The organism is Nocardia sp. NPDC060220 (assembly GCF_042727815.1).
Classification (GTDB): Bacteria; Actinomycetota; Actinomycetes; order Mycobacteriales; family Mycobacteriaceae; genus Nocardia.
The window spans coordinates 1-2,866 of the sequence record NZ_JBHWZY010000855.1; the positions used below are offsets into that span (position 1 = coordinate 1).

3 protein-coding genes and 1 rRNA gene are annotated in these 2,866 nt (G+C 65.8%); all 4 read left to right on the forward strand.

All coding sequences use genetic code 11. The annotated features are described in order from the left end of the window. Window positions 1–12: 12 nt before the first annotated feature. A 5S ribosomal RNA gene (gene rrf / locus ACFWF3_RS30745) occupies window positions 13–129 on the forward strand. Window positions 130–217: 88 nt separating this feature from the next. Beyond that, on the forward strand, window positions 218–910 hold the full coding sequence (locus ACFWF3_RS30750) for a YdcF family protein (protein WP_379317208.1): 693 nt from the start codon (window positions 218–220) through the stop codon (window positions 908–910). A gap of 140 nt (window positions 911–1,050) precedes the next feature. Further along, window positions 1,051–1,860 carry an SAM-dependent methyltransferase gene (locus ACFWF3_RS30755; protein ID WP_379317210.1) on the forward strand — a complete coding sequence of 270 codons (810 nt, stop codon included), beginning with the start codon at window positions 1,051–1,053 and terminating at the stop codon, window positions 1,858–1,860. Between the two features lie 36 nt (window positions 1,861–1,896). Beyond that, on the forward strand, window positions 1,897–2,866 hold a 970-nt coding region (locus tag ACFWF3_RS30760), incomplete at its 3' end, for a PAS domain S-box protein (protein ID WP_379317212.1).

Genomic DNA, 2,866 nt, shown 5'->3' on the forward strand with positions numbered 1-2,866 from the left:
GTTTCATAGAGTTACGGTAGTTATAGCGGTGGGGAAACGCCCGGTCCCATTCCGAACCCGGAAGCTAAGGCCACCTGCGCCGATGGTACTGCACTCGACAGGGTGTGGGAGAGTAGGACACTGCCGGAACATCTTTGCGAAAGGCCCTCCAACTTCGGTTGGAGGGCCTTTTTGCGTTCCCAGGATACCTCCCGGACCGGGGCGAACAGTCCGAACCATGAACATTTCAGAAATGGGCATGTCGGCGGTTCCGGTCAGCGACGATGATGCGACGTCGCTTCGGGAGGTCACCATGAACTGGCTCTTCACTCACCAGGCACTGCGCCGTTGTGCGGCCGTCCTGGTGCTGCCTGCCGCACTGGTCGGCGCGGTCGCGACCGCGCCACTCGGTGCCGCCGCGCCATCCGCCGATCCACTGATCGGCGCGGTCGGGTCGGTTGCCGGCCTCGCCGGGATCATGCTGCCGGCCACCTACGGCCCCGAGACGGCGATCGTGGTGCTCGGATACGGTCTGCTGCCCGATGGCACGATGCGGCCCGAATTGGGTAATCGCTTGCACGCGGCGCTGATTCAGGCCTTTATGTCGCCCGCTTCGCCGGTGATCGTGACCGGCGGCAACCCACGCAACGGTGTCACCGAGGCACAGGTGATGGCGGACTGGCTCAATGTTCGTGGTGTCGCCAGGAACCGGTTGCACGCGGAAACCGAAGCCGGTTCCACCGTGCAGAATGCCGAGTTCTCGGCGCGCATGATGGAAGCGCTCGGCGTGACCAAAGCTGTCCTGATCACCTCCGCCGACCATATGCGCAGGGCTCTGGACAATTTTCTGGCGGCCGGTATCCCGGTCGTCGCCACTATGACCCCGGATGTGGCCCCCCTGTGGGCCCAGCCGTACGGCTCCGAAAAATAGGCCCCGGCACCACCATCGGTCGAGGCCATGACTTTCGCTAATGGATAGCCGCGCCGATGTCGGTGGCGCCGATTACGATGCGGGAGGCGTCATCGCGGGTTGCGAGGGTGCGGTGCGGTAATGGCAGACAGGGGAATTCGATGGAACGGCCGGTATGGGCGCCCGAAGGTGTCGATATGCAGCATCCGAGTCCGGCTCGGATGTACGACGCTTTGCTCGGCGGCTCGCACAACTTCGCGGTCGACCGGGACGCCGCGGAGATGGCTACCGGGCTCGTTCCAGACCTGCCGCGGTTGGCGCTGAGCAATCGCGCGTTTCTGCGCCGGGCGGTCCGCTTCATGCTCGATGCCGGAATCCGGCAGTTCCTCGACGTCGGATCGGGCATCCCCACCGCGGGCAACGTGCACGAGATCGTGCACGAGCTCGACCCGGAGGCCACGGTGCTCTACGTCGACATCGACCCGGTGGCCGTCGCTCATTCGCGAACCATTCTGCAGGGCAACGAGCGCGCGGGTGCGATCGAGGCCGACCTACGCAAACCTGTCGACCTGGTTGCCGCGGTGCGCGAGACAGGGTTGATCGACTTCGACGCCCCTGTGGGGTTGCTGCTGATCGCGGTGCTGCATCTGGTGCCCGATGTGGACGATCCGGTCGGCAAGGTGGCAGCGCTGCGCGAAGTGGTGGCAGCGGGTAGTTTTATAGCCATTTCACATCTCACCTCCGAGCTTCGGCCCGATGACGCCGGTAAACTGGGTACGCACTCGGTGAACCAGTCCAAGGTCGGTATTCATTTCCGGTCCAAGGATGAGATCGTCGCGTTGTTCGAGGGATGGGATTCGGTCGAGCCAGGCGTTGTCGAGTTGCCGTTGTGGCGGCCCGAGTCCGAGCGCGATCAGCACGAGAAGCCGGGCCGCTCGCTCGGCATGGGCGGTGTCGCGATCAAGAAGTAGACCGCCTGACATGGCGGGTGCGATAGACGATGACAGGTGGATGAAGCAGTGGGGTCGTGGGAGCTGGCGCGGCGGTGGGCGGATGCCCTCGATGGCGTCGTAGCTCCTACCCTCAACCGCTCGCAGATCGAAGAGATGCTGGCTGCCCTGTGCACCGGTCTGATCGACGCGGCACGCGGTGGGGAGGATCCGGACATCGCGCGACGGGCGGCTCGGATGCTGGTCGCCGCCAACTACCGTGACCCGTCGGCGGTGAGCCGTTCGGTGCCGGTGATCTGTGCCGATCTGGTCGAGCTCGTCGCCGACGGCCCGGCCGACCCCGCGCTACCGCAGATCCGCGACCGGGCGATCGTCCTGGCCGCCGACTTCGCGGCAGGCTTCACCGCGGCGCTGCGGGCCGCCGCGCTGGCCGAGCAGGAGGCCACGCTGGCCGCGGTGCTCGCCGCGGCGCAGGAGGCGGAGAACCGCCGGGCGCTCTCCGAAGCCCGTTTCGAGGCGGTCTTCGACGGCGCGCTCGTCGGCATCGGCACCGTCGACATGACCGGCCAGGTGATCAACTGCAACGCCATCATGGCCCATATGCTCGGCCAGACCCCGGAGACGATGCCGGGCCGGACCGTCGCCGACATCCTGGGCCCGCAGAACCTGAATTTCGCGTTCGAACAACTCCAGTTGATGGTCGCCGGCGAATCCGAGAGCTTCCGGACCGAGACCGAGCATCTACATGCCGACGGTCAGGTGACCGCGATCGACCTGTCGATGTCGGCGGTGCGCGGCACCGATGGGGGTATCGAGTTCCTGATCGGCGTCGCGGTCGATGTCACCGAGCGCAAGCAGCTTGCCGACCGCCTGTGGCACGACGCCAATCACGACGCGCTCACCGGTCTCCCGAACCGCCCGCACCTGTTCAACCGACTGGCGCAAGCGCAACCGCCGATCGGGGTCTGCTATCTGGACCTCGACGGGTTCAAGGAGATCAACGATCTGTGGGGGCACACGATCGGAG